The organism is Streptomyces sp. NPDC053367, assembly GCF_044545925.1.
Classification (GTDB): Bacteria; Actinomycetota; Actinomycetes; order Streptomycetales; family Streptomycetaceae; genus Streptomyces.
Genome location: NZ_JBITYN010000005.1, coordinates 209730 through 227130 on the forward strand (window position 1 = coordinate 209730; position 17401 = coordinate 227130).

A 17401-nucleotide genomic window follows, 5' to 3' on the forward strand; every position below is an offset into this window, starting at 1 on the left:
GTCCGCGGGCGGAAAGCCCGCGGATTAGCACATTCGGGTGACCCGAAGGGGTCTTCCGGGAGTCAGGACTCCTGCGGTGCGGCGGTGACGTCGTGCTCGGGCACGGCCTGCCCGGAGCGGATCAGATCGAGTCGTCCGAGCACCTTGGCGCGCAGGTCGGTGGGCACGTCGTCATGTCCGCAGCAGCGCTTGACCAGCTTCTTCACGGCCTGCTCCAGGCCGTACTTCTCCAGGCACGGCGAGCACTCCTGGAAGTGCTGCTTGAACTTGTCGCGATCGACGTCCGGCATCTCACTGTCGAGGAACTCGTAGAGATGATCGAGGACCTCACTGCAGTCCGTCTCGTGCGGCTCTCCGCAGCTCATGAGCCCGAGCCTTTCGCTTCGTTCGACTCTCCGGCGCCGGCCGGGACCAGTCCGCGCTCACGGGCGTAGTCCTCGAGCATGCCGCGCAGCTGGCGGCGGCCCCGGTGCAGCCGGGACATCACCGTTCCGATGGGTGTCCCCATGATGTCCGCGATCTCCTTGTACGCAAAGCCCTCGACGTCCGCGAGATAGACGGCGATGCGGAATTCCTCGGGGATCGCCTGAAGTGCTTCCTTCACGTCCGAGTCGGGCAGGTGGTCGAGCGCCTGCGACTCCGCGGAGCGCAGACCCGTCGACATGTGCGACTCGGCGCGCGCGAGCTGCCAGTCCTCGATCTCCTCGGCCGCGCTGCGCTGCGGTTCGCGCTGCTTCTTGCGGTACGAGTTGATGAAGGTGTTGGTGAGGATCCGGTACAGCCACGCCTTGAGGTTGGTGCCCTCGCGGAACTGGTGGAAGGACGCGTACGCCTTGGCGTACGTCTCCTGCACCAGGTCCTCGGCGTCGGCCGGGTTGCGCGTCATGCGCAGCGCGGCCGAGTACATCTGGTCGAGGAACTCGAGCGCGTCCCGCTCGAAGCGCGCGGTGCGCTCCGCGGCCGACTCGTCCCTCGTGTCCGCGCCCATGCCCTGGCCCTCGGGCAGCTCCGCCTGGCCGTTGTCGGTCCCTGCGTCGGTCCCAGTGACCGGACCCACCTCCTCAAGATCCCGGGCGGGACCGAGATCGGTCCCACTGGAATCGGAGAATAGACGACTGTCCCCGCCTGCCGCCGCCCGAATAGGGGCGGTCTTCGCCGCGTGCAGCACCGTCCAGTCCAGGTCGGCGCGGCTGCTGCGGCTCGGGCAGTAGGTCGAACCCATGCGGCGGACTTCCTCTCCTACGACGGTGAAGTGCCGGTGGCTCTCGGCACATCTGTCCGCCTCAACAGAGGTCGGGGCCTCGGCATTCCCCGGCCGCTCAGCCGAGTGACCGGATCCACTCGACGACCGCGTCGGTGACGACCGCCAGGGCCTCCTCCTGGCTGATGTCCGCGCGCTTGGGGACGGCGAAGCCGTGGTCGCCGTAGGGAACCTCGACCAGTTCATGAGCGCCTTCGGGGAACTCCTCGGGCTTGCCGAAGGGGTCGTTGCCGCCCTGCACGACGAGCGTGGGCACCCCCGCGCCGAGCAGTTCGTCGGCGCGGGACTTCTCGGGCTTGCCGGGCGGGTGCAGCGGGAAGCCGAGCGCGAGGACCGCGGCGGCCCCGAGTTCCGTCGCCGTACGGCAGGCGACGCGGGCACCGGCGGAGCGCCCGCCGGAGACGACGGGGAGCCCGGGTGCGGTCACCGCGGGCCACACGCCCCGCCAGCCGGTGTCGAGGGTCTTCGGCGCGGGCGCGACCTTCTTGCCGGCCACCCGCCAGGGCTGCTCCACCAGGGCGACGCTCACCCCGTGCGCGGGCAGGACGGCGGCCAGCGCCTGGAGGTCACGGGCCTCGATGCCGCCGCCCGCGCCATGGCTGACGGCGAGCACGAGCCGGGCCTTGCGGGTGGCCCTGTGCCAGGTGACGCGGGCGTCCCCCGCGTCCGTGCCGATGGTCTCGGTGATCTCTTGGGTCACGTCAGAAGAGTGTGCCCTCTTCGGGCCCCTCCAGCTCCTTCAGCAGCTCCGGGCCGTTGTTGCGGACGTTGCTGACCGCCGTGGTGACGGGGTACGCCCGCATCAGCCCGGCCGGCGGCGGGGCGAGCAGCTCGCGCAGGCCGTCGGGGTCGGTGCGGGCCGGGTCCAGCCAGGCGTCCCAGCGGTCCGGGGTGAGCATCAGCGGCATCCGCGGGTGGATGTCGGCCAGCGCGTGGGGGCCCTCGGCGGGGGCGACGGCCAGCGGGCTCGTCTCGGCCTCGGTGGTGATCACCGAGCAGGTCACCCACCAGGCCCGCGGATGGTCGTCGGGCAGGGTGCGGTCGCGCCAGAACTCGTACAGCCCGGCCATCGCGAACACCGAGCCGTCGGCGGGGAGCACGAAGTACGGCTGCTTGCGGGGCCGCTTCTTCCTGCCCTCGACCTCCAGGTCGCGCTCCTGCTTGCCGGTGACCCACTCGTAGTAGCCGTCGGCGGGCAGGATGCAGCGCCGGGCGGCGAAGGCGCGGCGGTAGGCGGGCTTCTCGTGCACGGTCTCCGCGCGCGCGTTGATCATCCGGGCCCCGCCCTCGGGCGTCCTGGCCCAGGACGGCACGAGCCCCCACTTCAGCTTGCGCAGCTGGCGAACCGGGCGAGGGTCCTCCGCGTCTTTCAGCGGACGGTCGAGGACGGCGTAGACCTCCTTCGTCGGCGCCACGTTGTAGTCGGGCACCAGCGTCTCCTCGGGCTCCCACTTCTCGACCTCGAAGATCCCGGCCAGATCCTCGGGCCTACGACTCGCCGCATACCGTCCGCACATACGTGCCACACTGCCAGACTTCGCCGGAACACAGGGAGCAGCCCGGAAACATGGACACCAGCACAGCGACCTCCCTCTGGGACGAGCTCGTCGGCACCCAGTCCGACCCGGACCGGTGGGTGGTGATCGCGACCGGGGTCGCGGCCCTGGCGGTGGTCGTCCCGCACACGGTGTGGCGGATCGCCCGCAACGCGATCACCATCGCCCACGAGGGCGGCCACGGCCTGGTCGCGCTGCTCACCGGCCGGCAGCTGACCGGCATACGCCTGCACTCCGACACCAGCGGCCTGACCGTCAGCCGCGGCAAGCCGTACGGCCTCGGCATGATCCTCACGGCGGCGGCCGGCTACACGGCACCTCCCCTGCTGGGCCTCGGCGGCGCGGCCCTGCTGGCCGAGGGCCGCATCACGCTGCTGCTGTGGCTGGCGACAGCGCTGCTGCTGGCGATGCTGGTCATGATCCGCAACGCGTACGGCGTCCTCACGGTGGTGCTCACGGGGGGCCTCTTCCTCCTGGTCTCCTGGCTGACGGGACCTCAGGTGCAGGCGGCCTTCGCGTACGCGGTGGTGTGGTTCCTGCTGCTGGGCGGGGTGCGCCCGGCCTTCGAGCTCCAGGCGAAGCGCCGCCGGGGAGGGGCGGGGGACTCCGACGCGGACCAGCTGGCGAGGCTGACGCACACCCCGGCGGGGTTGTGGTTCTTCCTGTTCCACGTGGTGTCCCTGACGTCGCTGGCGGGCGGCGCCAGGTGGCTCTTCTGAAAGTGGCGTCGATGTGCGGCTCCGCCGTTGCGGGCGCGAGCGACCGCAACGGCGCCGCACCCGACGGACGACCCCCGCAACCCCTGCCTTATAGAGTGGGACCATGTCCCGAACCCCCGCGGAAACCGCCCTCTGGCCGGCCCCCCACGCACGCGGAGCCGTCAACGCGACGGTCCATGTGCCGGGGTCCAAGTCGGTCACGAACCGCGCTCTCGTCCTCGCCGCCCTCGCCGGGGAACCGGGCTGGCTGCGCCGCCCACTGCGCTCCCGCGACACCCTGCTGATGGCGGGTGCCCTGCGGGCGATGGGCGTCGGCATCGAGGAGGGCGTGGGCCCCGACGGCACCGGTGAGTTCTGGCGGGTCATCCCGGCCGCGCTGCACGGCCCGGTCACGGTCGACGTCGGCAACGCGGGCACGGTCATGCGGTTCCTGCCGCCGGTCGCGGCGCTCGCCGACGGCCCGATCCGCTTCGACGGCGACCCGAGGTCGTACGAGCGTCCCCTGAACGGCGTCATCGACGCGCTGCGGGTGCTGGGCGCCCGGATCGACGACGACGGGCGGGGCGCGCTGCCGCTGACCGTGCACGGCGGCGGGGCCCTGGACGGCGGCCCGGTGGAGATCGACGCGTCCTCGTCGTCGCAGTTCGTGAGTGCCCTGCTGCTCTCCGGACCGCGCTTCAACCAGGGCGTGGAGGTCCGGCACACCGGCTCCAGCCTGCCGTCGATGCCGCACATCCGGATGACGGTGGACATGCTGCGCGCGGTCGGCGCCCAGGTGGACACCCCGGAGTCCGGCGGCGAGCCGAACGTCTGGCGGGTCACGCCGGGCGCGCTGCTCGGCCGGGACCTGGTGATCGAGCCGGACCTGTCCAACGCCCAGCCGTTCCTGGCCGCGGCGCTGGTGACGGGCGGCAAGGTGCTGATCCCGGACTGGCCGGCCCGCACCACCCAGCCGGGTGACCGGCTGCGGGAGATCTTCACCGAGATGGGCGGCTCCTGCGAGCTCACCGACTACGGTCTGGTGTTCACCGGTTCGGGTGCGATCCACGGTATCGATGTGGACCTCTCCGAGGTCGGCGAGCTGACCCCCGGCATCGCCGCGGTCGCGGCCCTGGCCGACTCCCCCTCGACGCTGCGGGGTGTGGCCCATCTGCGGCTGCACGAGACGGACCGGCTGGCCGCGCTCACCAAGGAGATCAACGAACTCGGCGGTGACGTCACCGAGACCGCCGACGGCCTGCACATCCGCCCGCGCCCCCTGCACGGCGGCGTCTTCCACACCTACGAGGACCACCGCATGGCGACGGCCGGCGCGATCATCGGCCTCGCGGTCGAGGGCGTACAGATCGAGAACGTGGCGACGACGGCGAAGACCATGCCGGACTTCCCCGAACTGTGGACCGGGATGCTCGGGGCGTAGGGACGCGGGAAAACACCATGCGCCGCTACGGCAAGCACACCGACGAGGACGACATCCGCCAGCGTCCCAACCGCAAGGGCAACCGGCCGCGGACCAGCATCCGGCCCAAGCACGAGGACGCCGCCGAGGGCATGGTCCTCACCGTCGACCGGGGCCGGCTGACCTGCCTGGTCGACGACCGGCCCGTGACCGCCATGAAGGCCCGCGAACTGGGCCGCAAGGCCGCCGTGGTCGGCGACCGGGTCGCGCTGGTCGGCGACCTGTCCGGCAAGAAGGACACGCTCGCGCGGATCGTCCGCATCGAGGAGCGCTCCTCGGTGCTGCGCCGCACCGCCGACGACGACGACCCGTTCGAGCGGGTGGTCGTCGCCAACGCCGACCAGCTGGCGATCGTCACGGCCCTGGCCGACCCGGAACCCCGCCCGCGGCTGATCGACCGCTGTCTCGTCGCGGCGTTCGACGGCGGTCTCACCCCGCTGCTGGTGATGACCAAGTCGGACCTCGCCCCGCCGGACAAGCTGCTCGAGCTCTACGGCGCGCTCGACATCCCGTACGTCGTCACCAGCCGCGAGGAGCTGGAGACGGGTGGCGCGGCGGACCGGGTGCGCGAGCACCTGGCCGGCAAGGCGACGGCCTTCGTCGGCCACTCGGGCGTGGGCAAGACGACCCTGGTGAACGCGCTGGTCCCGCAGGAGCGCAGGCGCCTGACCGGGCATGTCAACGCGGTGACGGGCCGCGGCCGCCACACCACCACCTCGGCGCTCGCCCTGCCGCTCGCCGACGCGGACGGCTGGGTGATCGACACCCCCGGCGTACGGTCCTTCGGCCTCGCCCACGTCGACCCGTCCCGGGTCATCCACGCCTTCCCCGACCTGGAGGGCGGCACGGAGGGCTGCCCTCGCGCGTGCAGCCACGACGAGCCGGACTGCGCGCTGGACCAGTGGGTCGCCGAGGGCCACGCCGACCCGGCCCGGCTGTACTCCCTGCGCCGGCTGCTCGCCACCCGGGAACGCACGGAAGGCGACTGACTCCCGCGTTGTTCGGCGCCCCGTGGGCACGGTAGGGGCATAATCACAAAAGCCGGGTCCCAAGAGCGGGTAAAGCCTGACAAGCGGTCACTGAGCACCACAGTGCGTGGAGTTACGGGAGGACGGGCACATGGCGTGGCTGCTGGTCGTCGTGGCAGGGCTGCTCGAAACCGGCTTCGCCGTCTGTCTGAAGCTGTCCCACGGCTTCACCCGGCTCTGGCCGACCATCGCCTTCGCCGTCTTCGCCCTCGGCAGCTTCGGCCTGCTCACCCTCTCCCTGCGCAAGCTCGACGTGGGCCCGGCGTACGCGGTGTGGACCGGCATCGGCGCGGCGGGCACCGCGATCTACGGCATGGTCTTCCTCGGCGACGTGGTCTCCACCCTGAAGATCGTGTCGATCTGCCTGGTGATCGCGGGGGTCATCGGTCTGCAGCTGTCGGGTTCGGCGCACTAGGCGGCTTCCCCCCTCCCGCTCGTACGGTGTCCAGGACGCCGCGTACGAGATCGGCGACCCCGCCGTCCCCGGGCGGGGCGGCGACGCAGGACAGGGCGAGCCGGACGGCGAGCTCGCAGGAGCGGGCCACGTCGGGGGACTCCTCGGCGTCGAGGGCGGCCACCGCCCGGTCGCGGACGAGGGCGACGAAGTCGGCGGGCGCGGGCAGCGGCCGGTCCGCCCTGCGCTGGGCGGGCACGGCCGAGGAGGAGGCGAGCGCGGCGGTCGCGGGCGCGGGCAGCCGCTCGCTCCAGCATCCGGTGAGCATGGCGCGTACCAGCGCGTTCTCCCGGGCGAGCGCGGTGGTCCACTCCGCGGCCGCGGTGAGCTTGCCGCGGGGGTCCTGCGCCGTGGCGAGGGCGCGGTCGACTCCCGCGAGATAACCGTCGGCCTCCCTGCGCACCAGCGCCCGGGCCAGGCCGTCCTTGCTGCCGAACTCGTTGTACAGCGTCTGCCGGGACACCCCGGCGGCCGCCGCCACGTCCACCATCCGCACCGCGGCCCACGGCCTGCGGGCCAGCGCCGCGAAAGCGGCGTCCAGCAGAGATTCCCGCGCTGCAGGCATCATCGCCTCCCGGGGAGACCGGCTCTGCGGTTCAGAGTTGACGGGGACGGGGGCACTGTCAAGGGGGTGCGGCAGGGGTACGCGGTGCTCGCCTTCGCCGTCCGTCCGCGGACCGTCGCCGACCGGTCGCCGGCTGGTCGTCGGCTGGTCGTCGGCTGGTCGCGCGGTTCCCCCGCGCCCGTGTGCGCCGCCTCCGGCCCGGCCCCCTCCCCCTGTCCGTACTCCGGCCCCCTGTCCACACTCCGGCCCCGCTGGCACCGTACGGACCGCGCCGGATACGGTTCGTCCATGCCGGACTACCTCGACGACCTCCGCCTCGCCCACGTCCTCGCGGACGCGGCAGACGCCGCGACCATGGCCCGCTTCAAGGCCCTCGACCTCAAGGTCGAGACGAAGCCGGACATGACCCCGGTGAGCGAGGCGGACAAGGCGGCGGAGGAACTGATCCGCGGCCAGCTGCAGCGGGCCCGCCCGAGGGACGCGATCCTCGGCGAGGAGTACGGCATCGAGGGCACGGGTCCCCGCCGCTGGGTGATCGACCCGATCGACGGCACGAAGAACTACGTCCGCGGCGTCCCGGTCTGGGCCACGCTCATCTCCCTGATGGAGGCCGGCGAGGGCGGCTACCAGCCCGTCGTCGGCCTCGTCTCCGCCCCGGCGCTCGGCCGCCGCTGGTGGGCCGCGAAGGGCCACGGCTCGTACACCGGCCGCAGCCTGTCGAGCGCGACCCGTATCCACGTCTCGGGCGTCTCCGAGCTCTCCGACGCCTCTTTCGCGTACTCCTCGCTCTCCGGCTGGGAGGAGCAGGGCCGCCTGGCCGGGTTCCTGGACCTGACCCGCGAGGTCTGGCGCACGCGCGCGTACGGTGACTTCTGGCCGTACATGATGGTCGCCGAGGGCTCCGTGGACATCTGCGCGGAGCCGGAGCTGTCCCTGTGGGACATGGCGGCCAACGCGATCGTCGTGACCGAGGCGGGCGGCACGTTCACCGGCCTCGACGGCCGCCCGGGCCCGCACAGCGGCAACGCGGCCGCGTCGAACGGCCTCCTCCACGACGAACTGCTCGACCACCTCGACCGGCGCACCTGAAACACGCCGTACTGCCTCACGCGCCGTCAAAGGACGGCACGCGCCCCCTTGTTGACCCGTTCTTTGCCTGCCACTCTGAGAGTCCCCCCACTTGTGAACTTGTGAATCCATGAACAAGGGGGGCGGGACACTCCCAGGAGGTGGCTCAGCCCATGCTCGTCCGTGACGCCATGAGCACGATGGTCCTCACCATCGGCCCCAACCACACCCTTCGTCAGGCCGCCGCCCTCATGTCCGCCCGCCGGGTGGGCGCGGCCGTGGTCCTCGACCCCGACGCCGGCGGACTCGGCATCCTCACCGAACGCGACATCCTCAACTCCCTCGGCCTCGGGCAGGACCCCGACGCCGAACGCGCCCACGACCACACCACCACCGACGTCGTGTTCGCCACGCCGTCCTGGACGCTGGAGGAGGCGGCGGGCGCCATGACGCACGGCGGCTTCCGGCATCTGATCGTGCTGGACGAGGGCGGCCCCGCGGGGGTCGTCTCGGTCCGCGACATCATCCGCTGCTGGGTACCGGCGCGACAGCAGGTGCCCGCCTGACCCGACCCCGGCACACGCGAGCGGGCCGGGCCTCCCTGTCGGGGGTCCGGCCCGCTCCTCGGCAGGCGATCCAGTGCCGGTGTCAGCCGCGCAGGGCCTGGACCGCGGCCTCCAGCCGCTTGCCGAAGTCCTCGTCCGCGTTGCGGAAGTTGCCGATCGCCCGCTCGACGATGTCGTCGCGCGAGACCCCGGCCATAGCCCCCGCGAGGTTGGCGACCAGGCGCTCCTTCTCGTCCTCGGCCATCAGTCGGTAGAGGTTGCCCGCCTGGACGAAGTCGTCGTCCTCGGCGTGCACGGGCGCGACGTGGTCACCGGTGACCCCGCCGACGGAGAGCGGCGCCCACAGCGGGCGACCGGTCTGCTGCGGACCGCCGAAGCTGTTGGGCTCGTAGTTCTTGGCGCCGCCGTGCCGGCCGTCGTACAGGTGGCCGTCACGGGAGTTGGTGCGCGCCTCGGTGGCGTGCGGACGGTTCACCGGCAGGTGGTCGGCGTTGATGCCGACGCGGTAGCGGTGCGCGTCGCCGTACGCGAACAGCCGCCCCTGGAGCATCTTGTCGGGCGACGGGCCGATGCCGGGCACGAAGTGCGCGGGCGAGAAGACGGACTGCTCGACCTCGGCGAAGATGTTGCGCGGATTGCGGTTGAGCTCCAGCCTGCCGATCTCGACGACCGGGTAGTCCGCGTGCGGCCACACCTTGGTCAGGTCGAACGGGTTGAAGCGGTACGTCGCCGCGTCCGCGGCCGGCATGATCTGCACACCCACGGTCCAGCTCGGGAACTCGCCCCGCTCGATGGCCTCGCGCAGGTCGCGCTGGTGCGAGTCGGGGTCCTTGCCCGCGAGGACCTCGGCCTCCTCGGCGGTCAGGTTCTTGATGCCCTGGTCGGTCTTGAAGTGGTACTTGACCCAGAAGACCTCGCCGGCCTCGTTGTTCCACTGGAAGGTGTGCGAGCCGAAACCGTCCATGTGCCGGTACGACGCCGGGATGCCGCGGTCGCCGAACAGCCAGGTCACCTGGTGCGTGGACTCGGGGCTCAGGCTCCAGAAGTCCCAGACGTTGTCCGCCTCCTGGCTGCCCGTGTACGGGTCGCGCTTCTGGGTGTGGATGAAGTCGGGGAACTTGATGGCGTCCTTGATGAAGAACACCGGGGTGTTGTTGCCGACGAGGTCGTAGTTGCCCTCCTCGGTGTAGAACTTCACCGCGAAGCCGCGCGGGTCGCGCACCGCGTCCGCCGCGCCGAGGTTGCCGGCCACGGTCGAGAAGCGCAGGAACACCTCGGTCTGCTTGCCGACCTCGGAGAGGAAGGCGGCCCGCGTGTACGGCGTGACGTCGGCGGTCACGGTGAAGGTGCCGTACGCTCCCGCGCCCCGGGCGTGCACCACCCGCTCCGGGATGCGCTCGCGGTTGAAGTGCGCGAGCTTCTCCAGCAGGAGCTGGTCCTGCACGAGGACCGGGCCCCCGGCACCCGCCGTCTCGCTGTTCTGGTTGTCGGCGACCGGAGCACCGGCCTCCGTCGTAAGCGGTCCCTGAGTCACGTGGGTCTCCTGCGCCATTTCCTGCCTGTCCTGTCCCTCGGTCAAAGCCGTTCCCGATCCTACATTGGACAAGGTCTAGGTCAAATAAGGATCTAACTTCACACCGGGTCGTGGCCTGGTCCGGCTCCCTGTTAGGCTGGTGCCATGAGTGACCTTCTTGAGCGGCTGCGCGGACGCGGTTGGCGGATGACCGCGCAGCGTCGTGTCGTGGCCGAGGTCCTGGACGGCGAACACGTCCATCTGACGGCCGACGAGGTCCATGCGCGCGCGGTGACGCGGCTGCCGGAGATCTCCCGCGCGACCGTCTACAACACCCTCGGCGAGCTGGTCTCCCTCGGCGAGGTGCTGGAGGTGTCCACGGACAAGCGCGCCAAGCGCTACGACCCGAACGCCCACCGCCCGCACCACCACCTGGTCTGCGCCCAGTGCGGCGCCATCCGCGACGTCCACCCCGCCGGCAATCCCCTCGCCGACCTCCCCGACTCCGAACGCTTCGGCTTCACGGTCTCGGACGTCGAGGTCACCTACCGGGGCCTCTGCCCGGACTGCGCCAAGGCGTGACCCGCGGCACATGAACACAGAAAGGCCCTGGCCATCCGGCCAGGGCCTTCTTCATGCCGGTCGCCGCGCCTGGGCACACGAACGGCCGAGGGTCGGAACCCTTCCGGATTCCGGCCCTCGGCCTTCAGTAGCGGGGACAGGATTTGAACCTGCGACCTCTGGGTTATGAGCCCAGCGAGCTACCGAGCTGCTCCACCCCGCGTCGATGAATGGAACACTACGTCAAGACGGCGTACGGAGGCAAATCCATTACATGACCGGCCTGCGGACGCCCTGCCGCTCCAGCCGCGGGCGCCCGCGACCGCAACACCTGCGCCTTCGCCGGGGCACACCTGCCGCCCCAGCACCGCGCCTCGGCTGCGGGCACACCCGCCACGCCGCCCCAGCTGCGGGCGATCGTGCCGCCGGGGCGGCACGGGTGGGCTGGGGGTCCCCCCTCTGGGGGAGGCGCCTCGTAGCGCCGAGTCGCGCCCACGCCCCGCCCTCAGCCGCGCCAAGCCCCACCTGACAGCGGGGCCCAGCTCAACGCAGCCCTGCCCAGCTCAACGCAGCCCTGTCCAGCTCAACGCAGCCCTGCCCTGCTCAACGCAGCCCTGCCCTGCTCGGCCAGCTTTGGCCCAGCTCAGCCCAGCCACTCACCGGCCCCCGCTCACGCGGACAGCTCCTCCCGCAGCGCGTCCCTCAGCCGCGCCGCCCGCTCCGCGACCTCCGCCGGCCCCAGGGACACCGCCCGGTCGGCCCACCGCTGCCCCTCCGCAAGCTCCCCGCGACGCGCGTAGACAAGGGCGAGCCGCAACGCCGCCCGACCATGCCCGGCGTCAGCCGCCCGCGTCCACCACACGGCGGCCTCCGGCTCGCTCCCCTCCCGGGCCAGCAGCAGCCCGAGATTGAACGCCCCGTTCCGCGACCCGGCCTCCGCGGCCGCCCGGTACCAGCGCGCCGCCTCGACGACATCGCCCCGCGAGGCCGCCAGCATCCCGACCCGCACCTGAGCCCGCCGATGCCCCTGGATGGCGGCCCGCTCGTACCACTCCTCGCACTCGGTCCGCTCCCGCACCGGCTCGCCCAGCTCATGCGTGGCGACCGGCGGCCGCCGCGCGTCCAGCAGCGTGGCCAGCCGGTAGGCGCCCTCCGCACTGCCCCCGCCCGCCGCGCACCGCAGATGCCGCTCGGCCTCCTGCTCGTCGCCCTCCCGCAGCCGGGCGATCCCGACCTGCAGCGCCGCCTCGGTGTGCCCGGCGGCCGCGGCCCGCTCGTACCAGCGCAGCGCCGTCTCCTCCTCGCCGCGCCCGGCGTACAGGATGCCGAGATTGAACGCGGCGTCCACGCTCCCGGCCTCCGCGGCCTTGGAGAACCACGGCTCCGCCCCCGTGGGGTCGCTGCCCTGGAGCAGCAGGACGGCCAGCGCGTTCGCCGCCTCCCGGTGCCCGGCGTACGCCGCGCGCCGGTACCACTGCTCGGCCTGCGCGATCCTGCCCTGCTCGGCGCAGAGCAGCCCGAGGTTGTACGCCCCGTTCACATCGCCCGCGTCCATCGCGGCCCGGTACCACCGCTCGGCCGTCTGTGTCTCGCCGCGCTCGGCGTGCAGCGCGCCCAGCGCGTTGGCCGCGTTGCCGTCGCCGTCCTGCGCGGCCCGCAGCCACCACACGGCGGCGCTCTCGGTGTCCCCGGCGTCCCGCAGCAGGAAGCCGAGCGCGCAGGCGGCCCGCGGCTCGCCGTCCTTGGCGGAGGTCAGGTACCAGCGCCCCGCCTCCTTGAGCTCGCCCCGCCGCTCCAGGATCGCGCCGAGGTGCAGCGCGGCCCGCCGGTGCCCGCGCGCGGCGGCCTGCCGGTACCACTGCTCGGCCTCCGCGGAGGCGCCCACGGAGGAGTCCGCCGGGACACCGCACGAGGCCGCGGCGGTGCCCTCGATCGTGTCCGTACGGAAACTGCCCGTCGTGACACCGTTGTCCGCCCCGGCCTCCCCCTCGGGCGCGCTCTTGCGGTCAAGCGCTCTGGCCAGCCGGTACGCGGCCTCCCGGTGTCCGCGGTCGGCCGCCACCCGCATCCATTTCTCGGCGCCGGCGTCCCCGCGGTGCTCCAGCAGATCGGCGAGCGCGTACGCGCCCAGGGTGTGGCCCTGTTCGGCGGCCTGGCGCAGCCAGTACTCGGCGGCGGGCTCGTCCCCGCGCTCCCGGTGGTGCCGGCCCAGCGCGTGCGCGGCGGGCGCGGACCCGGCGACGGCGGCGATCCGCCACCACCCGGCGGCCTCGTCCGCGTAACCGCGCTGGTGGAGGAGGACTCCCAGGTTGTTGGCGGCGGCCCGGTCGCCCGCGGCGGTGGCGGCGCGCAGATGGGGCTCGGCTCCGTCGAGATCACCGCGGCGCAGCAGCATGGCCCCGAGGACGCTCATGGCCTCGACGTCGCCGGCCTCGGCGGCGATCCGGTGCTGGGCCTCCTCGACCGCCTCGCCCGTTTCGTCCCGTGCGGGGCTGGGTTCCTCACGGCCGGAAGGCTGCACAAAACGCCCTGTCTCCCACAGAGTTGCCTTGTCCCCCATAACGTCCATCGTCGCACCACCTGCAACCTGGGTACACCCGGTATACCGCAGTCCGTGAGGTCACTTCAGCGTTTTGTCGACATGCCCACAGAGAGACAAGTCAAACACAGTTCGCCCAACTCCCCACCGCGGCACGACGATCCCGGCGCACCGGCACATGCGTTCGCACACCACGAAGGCCCGGATCCTGTTGAGGATCCGGGCCTTCGCTGTCGTACGGCGAACCGTCGACTTCAGTAGCGGGGACAGGATTTGAACCTGCGACCTCTGGGTTATGAGCCCAGCGAGCTACCGAGCTGCTCCACCCCGCGCCGTTGTTCTGCAACCGTATCACGGCGCGAGGTGGGTCCCAGCCGGTCAGCCGTCGGCCGACCCCCGCGGGCTCTCACTCGGACGGGGACTGCCGCTGGGACTCGGGCTGCTCCCGGCGCCACTGCCCGAGCCCGCCTTGGACTGCGCCTCCTCCGCACGCTGGAGCGCGTCCTCGAGGTCCTTCTGCGCCCGGCCGTACGCCTCCCAGTCACCCTTCTTCAGGGCCTCCTGGCCCGCGTCGAAGGCCTTCTGTGCGTCGTCCAGCGCCTGCTGGACCGTGGGATTCCTGGAGGTCGGCGGCTTGGTCGTGTCGCCGTCGCCCTCGTCCGGCGGCCGAGGCGTCGAACTCTCCGCACCAAACACCTTGTTGAGCGCCTCGTCGAGGGTGTCCTCGAACGCCGTCTGACCGCCGTAGGTCACCAGCACCTTGCGCAGCAGCGGGTACTTCAGCCCGCCACCGCGGACGTAGACCGGCTCGACGTAGAGCAGTCCGCCGTCCAGCGGGACCGTCAGCAGGTTGCCGTACTCGACCTCGGAGTCGCCGCCTCTGAGGAGCCTGATCGACTCGGCGATGTCCTGTTCGGAGTTGAACTGGCTCTGCACCTGCTTGGGCCCGTCGACGGTGGTGCTCGTCGGCAGCTTCAGGATTCTGATCTTGCCGTAGCCGCTGGTGCCGGCCTCGGCGTCGACCGCCATGAACGCGGCGAGGTTGTCACGTCCGTTGGGCGTGAACGTCGTCGTCAGCGAGAACGCCTGTTCCTTCTGGTCGGGCATCTTCATGCTGAGGTAGTACGGAGGCACCGCGTCGCCCGCCTTGTTGGTCGGGTCGTCCGGCACCTGCCACACCTCGCTGCCGCTGAGGAAGGTGTCGGCGTCGTCCACGTGATAGCGGGCGAGCAGCTCGCGCTGGACCTTGAACAGGTCCTGCGGGTACCGCAGATGGGCCATCAGGTCCTGCGAGATGGCGCTCTTGGGCTCGACCGTGTCGGGGAACGCCTTCATCCAGGTCCTCAGGACCGGGTCCTCGGTGTCCCACTGGTAGAGCTTGACCTCGCCGGTGTACGCGTCGACGGTCGCCTTCACCGAGTTGCGGATGTAGTTGACCTGGTTCTGCTGGGCCACCACCGCGCGGGAGTTGTTCGTCGCGGTCAGCGAGTCGGCCGTGGTGTCACCGAGGGTCGTACGGGAGGCGTACGGGTAGCCGTTGGTGGTGGTGTAGGCGTCGACGATCCACTGGATCCGGCCCCCCACGACCGCCGGGTAGGCGTCGCCGTCGATGGTCAGCCACGGGGCGACCGCCTCGACCCGGTCCTTCGGCGTGCGGTTGTACAGGATCCGCGAACCCTCGCCGATGGCACCCGAGTACAGGATCTGCGGCTCGCTGAACGCCACCGCGTACGCCGCGCGGTTGAGCGGGTTGGAGAGGTTGACGCCGCTCTTGCCCTCGTAGCTGTACGTCTTCTCGCCGCTGTCGTCGGAGTAGTCGATCTCCTTCTGGGGACCGCCGACGATGGAGTACGTGTCGGTCTTCTCGCCGTAGTAGATGCGCTGCTGGTACCGGGGCAGGTCGCCCTGGGACGGCAGGTCGGACTCGGTGAAGACCGGGCGGCCCTCGGCGTCGGCGGTGGTGCCCTTGGCGGCGACCACGCCGTAGCCGTGGGTGTAGCGGAAGTGGTTGTTGATCCAGTTCTGCTTGTCCACGCCGCCGAGGTTCAGCTCACGCAGACCGATGACGGTGTCCTGGTCGGTGCCCTTGTCGTTGTAGCGGTCCACGTCCAGGTTGTTGGGGAAGGCGTAGTACTTCCGCATCTGCTGGAGCTGCTGGAACGTCGGCGAGACGATGTTCGGGTCCAGGATGCGGATGCTGGCCGTGGCGTCGACGTCGTCGCGCAGCTTCGTCTTGTCCTCGGTCCGGCTCTTGCCCGTGTAGTCGGTGACCTGGGCGCCGTCGATGCCGTAGGCCTCGCGCGTCGCCTTGAGGTTCTTCTCGACGTACGGGGCTTCCTTGGCCTGCTCGTTGGGCTGGACCTGGAACTTCTGGACGATCGCCGGGTACAGGCCGCCGATGAGGATCGCGGAGAGCACCATCAGGCCGAAGCCGATCACCGGCAGCTGCCAGGTCCGCCGCCACAGGGTGGCGAAGAACAGCAGGGCGCAGATGACGGCGATGCAGAACAGGATCGTCTTGGCCGGCAGATAGGCGTTGGCGTCGACGTACCGCAGGCCGGTCCAGTTGTCGGTGGCCTTGAAGTCGCTGGACTTCACGGCCAGGCCGTACCGGTCGAGCCAGTACGCGACCGCCTTCAGCGCGACGAAGATGCCGAGCAGCACGGACAGATGCCCGGTGGCCGCGGCGGTGGCGCGCGCGCCGGGGCTGGTCACGCGCAGCCCGCCGTACAGGTAGTGCGTGAGCGTGGCCGCGATCAGCGACAGGATCGCGGCGGCGAAGCCGAAGCCCAGCAGGAAGCGGTACCAGGGCAGGTCGAAGGCGTAGAAGGAGACGTCCAGGTGGAACTGGGGGTCCTTCTGGCCGAAGGACACGCCGTTGACCCACATCAGCCAGGTCCGCCACTGGCCGGAGGCGGACGCGCCGGCGATCAGGCCCACCAGGGCGGTGATCGCGAGCAGCAGCCACTTCTTGTAGGGGGCGATGCCCATCCGGTAGCGGTCGAGGCTCTGCTGTTCCATCGACATCGCGCTCAGCGGCGGCCGCAGCCGGTGGGCCAGCCAGATGTTGAAGCCGACCGCGAGTGCCATGAGCAGGCCGAAGACGAAGAACAGCCCGATCTTCGTGGACAGCGTGGTGGTGAAGACGGACGAGTAGTTCACCGACCGGTACCAGAGCCAGTCCGTCCAGAAGCCCGCGAACATGGTGAACGCCATGCCGAGTACGGCAAGCACACCCAGTGTCATGAGCAGGGTCCGGACACGCCGGGACGGGCGGCCCACTCTGATCCGTGGCCCCGTCGGGCCTCCGCCGCGGTCCGGCATCTGGAAAGCCAAGGTGCGCACCTCGAAGTTCGCTGTTGGTCCGTCAGGCCCCCGGGTTCGCGGGCCCTCGGTCGGGCCCCGTGATCGTAGGCCCACACCTATGCAACTTACTCACGCTTTACTCGGTTCCCGATTCGGGGCAGGAACCAGGCAGGATTGTGACCATGTCCAACACTCCCATGGCGGCGAGCCCGCTCACCCGGGCCGTGCTCGAGATCGACGAGTACGCCTCCGGCCTCGGCTGGGACCAGCCCGCCCGCCTCTTCGCCCTCGTAGACACCGCTCGGCTGCGGGCCCAGGAGCCCGCTCTCGCGGCGCAGCTCGGCCTCGGGGACGAGCCGGAGACCCCCACCGGTCTCACCCCGATCGAGCAGGACGAGATTCCGACGGACAAGGCGCTCGACGAGTTCCTCGGCACCATCGCCTGGCCCGACGCGGTGGCCGGCTGCGCCCTGACCGTGGAGCGGCTGATGCTGCCGCCGTCCGCGGAGGCTCAGGTTCCGCAGGGTCTCGGCGAGGCCCAGCTGGCGAAGTGGGTGGCCGAGCACCCCGAGCGCCAGGAGGTCCGCATGACGGTCGCTGTGCTGCGCGACGGGGCCCGCGAGTCGGCGCTGCGGCTGCGCGAGAAGGACTCGCCGACCGAGGTGCTGACCGGCCCCGACCTGGTGCCGGGCCTGGCGGACGCGCTGGCGGCGACCTTCGAGGACTGAGCGGCGGGACGTTCGTACGGCACCGGGGGCGCCCCTGCTTCAGGGGCGCCCCCGGCCGTTCGAACAGCGGGGTCCGGC

At 71.4% G+C, this 17401-nt stretch carries 16 protein-coding genes and 2 tRNA genes; 8 read left to right on the forward strand and 10 right to left on the reverse strand.

What is annotated here, in order from left to right; all coding sequences use genetic code 11:
- Positions 1-62 precede the first annotated feature (62 nt).
- The 4 genes from rsrA to ACIGXJ_RS16360 all read right to left on the reverse strand — a co-directional run bounded on the left by rsrA (position 63) and on the right by ACIGXJ_RS16360 (position 2778).
- A complete protein-coding gene (gene rsrA / locus ACIGXJ_RS16345) occupies positions 63-365 on the reverse strand; it encodes a mycothiol system anti-sigma-R factor (RefSeq protein WP_399645233.1) in 303 nt (100 codons plus the stop codon).
- A complete protein-coding gene (gene sigR / locus ACIGXJ_RS16350) occupies positions 362-1057 on the reverse strand; it encodes an RNA polymerase sigma factor SigR (protein ID WP_399645235.1) in 696 nt (231 codons plus the stop codon). The genes rsrA and sigR overlap by 4 nt, the downstream gene beginning before the upstream one ends.
- A gap of 262 nt (positions 1058-1319) precedes the next feature.
- On the reverse strand, positions 1320-1961 hold the full coding sequence (locus tag ACIGXJ_RS16355; RefSeq protein ID WP_399645237.1) for an alpha/beta family hydrolase: 642 nt from the start codon (positions 1959-1961) through the stop codon (positions 1320-1322).
- Position 1962: 1 nt separating this feature from the next.
- Complete coding sequence (locus tag ACIGXJ_RS16360) at positions 1963-2778, reverse strand: SOS response-associated peptidase (protein ID WP_399645239.1); 816 nt, start codon at positions 2776-2778, stop codon at positions 1963-1965.
- Positions 2779-2828: 50 nt separating this feature from the next.
- Between ACIGXJ_RS16360 and ACIGXJ_RS16365 the strand changes: the two genes are divergently transcribed.
- The 4 genes from ACIGXJ_RS16365 (at position 2829) to ACIGXJ_RS16380 (ending at position 6438) form a co-directional block, all read left to right on the forward strand.
- The gene (locus ACIGXJ_RS16365; RefSeq protein ID WP_399645241.1) at positions 2829-3536 is read left to right on the forward strand and encodes a M50 family metallopeptidase; all 708 of its coding nucleotides are present in this window, start codon (positions 2829-2831) and stop codon (positions 3534-3536) included.
- Positions 3537-3639: 103 nt separating this feature from the next.
- Positions 3640-4956 carry a 3-phosphoshikimate 1-carboxyvinyltransferase gene (gene aroA / locus ACIGXJ_RS16370; RefSeq protein ID WP_399645243.1) on the forward strand — a complete coding sequence of 439 codons (1317 nt, stop codon included), beginning with the start codon at positions 3640-3642 and terminating at the stop codon, positions 4954-4956.
- A gap of 17 nt (positions 4957-4973) precedes the next feature.
- On the forward strand, positions 4974-5984 hold the full coding sequence (gene rsgA, locus ACIGXJ_RS16375) for a ribosome small subunit-dependent GTPase A (protein WP_399645245.1): 1011 nt from the start codon (positions 4974-4976) through the stop codon (positions 5982-5984).
- Between the two features lie 130 nt (positions 5985-6114).
- On the forward strand, positions 6115-6438 hold the full coding sequence (locus ACIGXJ_RS16380) for a DMT family transporter (RefSeq protein ID WP_399645247.1): 324 nt from the start codon (positions 6115-6117) through the stop codon (positions 6436-6438).
- Here the strand turns inward: ACIGXJ_RS16380 and ACIGXJ_RS16385 are convergent.
- The gene (locus ACIGXJ_RS16385; RefSeq protein WP_399645249.1) at positions 6404-7045 is read right to left on the reverse strand and encodes a TetR/AcrR family transcriptional regulator; all 642 of its coding nucleotides are present in this window, start codon (positions 7043-7045) and stop codon (positions 6404-6406) included. The two genes, ACIGXJ_RS16380 and ACIGXJ_RS16385, sit on opposite strands and share 35 nt — an antisense overlap.
- Before the next feature lie 285 nt (positions 7046-7330).
- On the opposite strand from ACIGXJ_RS16385, the gene hisN reads away from it, so the two are divergent.
- Both hisN and ACIGXJ_RS16395 read left to right on the forward strand, forming a co-directional pair.
- A complete protein-coding gene (hisN, locus tag ACIGXJ_RS16390) occupies positions 7331-8131 on the forward strand; it encodes a histidinol-phosphatase (protein WP_399645251.1) in 801 nt (266 codons plus the stop codon).
- Between the two features lie 152 nt (positions 8132-8283).
- The gene (locus ACIGXJ_RS16395) at positions 8284-8676 is read left to right on the forward strand and encodes a cyclic nucleotide-binding/CBS domain-containing protein (RefSeq protein WP_399645253.1); all 393 of its coding nucleotides are present in this window, start codon (positions 8284-8286) and stop codon (positions 8674-8676) included.
- An 82-nt stretch (positions 8677-8758) separates the two neighbouring features.
- Here the strand turns inward: ACIGXJ_RS16395 and ACIGXJ_RS16400 are convergent, their stop codons facing one another.
- Entirely contained in the window at positions 8759-10210 is a 1452-nt protein-coding gene (locus ACIGXJ_RS16400) for a catalase (RefSeq protein ID WP_399645255.1), read from the reverse strand.
- A 144-nt stretch (positions 10211-10354) separates the two neighbouring features.
- On the opposite strand from ACIGXJ_RS16400, the gene ACIGXJ_RS16405 reads away from it, so the two are divergent.
- Positions 10355-10771, forward strand: coding sequence for a Fur family transcriptional regulator (locus ACIGXJ_RS16405; RefSeq protein ID WP_399645257.1), 417 nt, complete (start codon positions 10355-10357; stop codon positions 10769-10771).
- A gap of 128 nt (positions 10772-10899) precedes the next feature.
- On the opposite strand, the gene ACIGXJ_RS16410 is transcribed toward ACIGXJ_RS16405, so the two are convergent.
- The 4 genes from ACIGXJ_RS16410 to ACIGXJ_RS16425 all read right to left on the reverse strand — a co-directional run bounded on the left by ACIGXJ_RS16410 (position 10900) and on the right by ACIGXJ_RS16425 (position 16613).
- Positions 10900-10973 (reverse strand) — tRNA-Met (locus ACIGXJ_RS16410).
- Between the two features lie 447 nt (positions 10974-11420).
- The gene (locus ACIGXJ_RS16415; protein ID WP_399645259.1) at positions 11421-13319 is read right to left on the reverse strand and encodes a tetratricopeptide repeat protein; all 1899 of its coding nucleotides are present in this window, start codon (positions 13317-13319) and stop codon (positions 11421-11423) included.
- 228 nt (positions 13320-13547) lie between these two features.
- Positions 13548-13621: transfer RNA gene (locus ACIGXJ_RS16420), tRNA-Met, on the reverse strand.
- 46 nt (positions 13622-13667) lie between these two features.
- Entirely contained in the window at positions 13668-16613 is a 2946-nt protein-coding gene (locus ACIGXJ_RS16425) for a UPF0182 family protein (RefSeq protein ID WP_399645976.1), read from the reverse strand.
- 164 nt (positions 16614-16777) lie between these two features.
- On the opposite strand from ACIGXJ_RS16425, the gene ACIGXJ_RS16430 reads away from it, so the two are divergent.
- On the forward strand, positions 16778-17323 hold the full coding sequence (locus ACIGXJ_RS16430; protein ID WP_399645261.1) for a PPA1309 family protein: 546 nt from the start codon (positions 16778-16780) through the stop codon (positions 17321-17323).
- The last annotated feature ends 78 nt before the right edge of the window (positions 17324-17401 follow it).

Excerpts from the sequence above, each read along its gene's own strand:
- rsgA (WP_399645245.1), top strand. The coding sequence starts at position 4,974 with ATGCGCCGCTACGGCAAGCACACCGACGAGGACGACATCCGCCAGCGT.
- rsrA (WP_399645233.1), bottom strand. The coding sequence starts at position 365 with ATGAGCTGCGGAGAGCCGCACGAGACGGACTGCAGTGAGGTCCTCGAT.
- ACIGXJ_RS16365 (WP_399645241.1), top strand. The coding sequence starts at position 2,829 with ATGGACACCAGCACAGCGACCTCCCTCTGGGACGAGCTCGTCGGCACC.
- aroA (WP_399645243.1), top strand. The coding sequence starts at position 3,640 with ATGTCCCGAACCCCCGCGGAAACCGCCCTCTGGCCGGCCCCCCACGCA.
- ACIGXJ_RS16425 (WP_399645976.1), bottom strand. The coding sequence starts at position 16,613 with ATGCCGGACCGCGGCGGAGGCCCGACGGGGCCACGGATCAGAGTGGGC.
- ACIGXJ_RS16385 (WP_399645249.1), bottom strand. The coding sequence starts at position 7,045 with ATGATGCCTGCAGCGCGGGAATCTCTGCTGGACGCCGCTTTCGCGGCG.
- hisN (WP_399645251.1), top strand. The coding sequence starts at position 7,331 with ATGCCGGACTACCTCGACGACCTCCGCCTCGCCCACGTCCTCGCGGAC.
- ACIGXJ_RS16430 (WP_399645261.1), top strand. The coding sequence starts at position 16,778 with ATGTCCAACACTCCCATGGCGGCGAGCCCGCTCACCCGGGCCGTGCTC.
- ACIGXJ_RS16395 (WP_399645253.1), top strand. The coding sequence starts at position 8,284 with ATGCTCGTCCGTGACGCCATGAGCACGATGGTCCTCACCATCGGCCCC.
- ACIGXJ_RS16380 (WP_399645247.1), top strand. The coding sequence starts at position 6,115 with ATGGCGTGGCTGCTGGTCGTCGTGGCAGGGCTGCTCGAAACCGGCTTC.
- ACIGXJ_RS16360 (WP_399645239.1), bottom strand. The coding sequence starts at position 2,778 with ATGTGCGGACGGTATGCGGCGAGTCGTAGGCCCGAGGATCTGGCCGGG.
- ACIGXJ_RS16415 (WP_399645259.1), bottom strand. The coding sequence starts at position 13,319 with ATGGACGTTATGGGGGACAAGGCAACTCTGTGGGAGACAGGGCGTTTT.
- ACIGXJ_RS16405 (WP_399645257.1), top strand. The coding sequence starts at position 10,355 with ATGAGTGACCTTCTTGAGCGGCTGCGCGGACGCGGTTGGCGGATGACC.